The organism is Ochrobactrum sp. SFR4, assembly GCF_019730395.1.
Lineage (GTDB): Bacteria > Pseudomonadota > Alphaproteobacteria > Rhizobiales > Rhizobiaceae > Pseudochrobactrum.
This window is the reverse complement of sequence record NZ_JAAPBB010000206.1, coordinates 1-456: the sequence shown is the minus strand read 5'-3', so window position 1 is coordinate 456 and position 456 is coordinate 1. Positions and strand designations below refer to the sequence as shown.

Sequence of the window (456 nt, the reverse complement as noted above, 5' to 3'; positions counted from 1 at the left end):
GAAACGTGTAAAATAATGGCCGGCCTCAACACCCCAGCCAGTGCCCTCTTTGAAGTAGGCGTTATCACGAAACACAATATTTTTATTGCGTCCCACAACCAGCGGATTATTTCGTATCGGCATGGTAAAATTTTCATAATGAACCGGAGAGACGCCCGTCTGATCCATCCATGTGCGATCCCGGTTATTGGCACCGATATTGACTGAACCGGCAAAAGGAACGAGCGAGAACTGTATCGGATTTTCAAGGTGAGTAATCAGTTCGGCTTGTTTTTCCATGTTGGTGACGAGCTGACTGGCTGCATCTTGCAATAGCTTCATGCGTTGCTGACCCGAGCCGGAGCCTCTCTCATCCATAGAGCCGGAATTATCCAGTACCAGTGCAACTTCAAGCGTATTTTTGAGGCGGACGGTTGCAGCCATATTATAGGTGTATTTGTCCCAGTCAGCTTCGCC

Annotated in this window: 1 pseudogene; it reads right to left on the bottom strand. The window is 48.5% G+C overall.

Annotation, left to right across the window (positions count from 1 at the left end):
- A pseudogene (locus HBA93_RS18625) lies at positions 1-456 on the bottom strand (hypothetical protein); the annotation flags it as partial.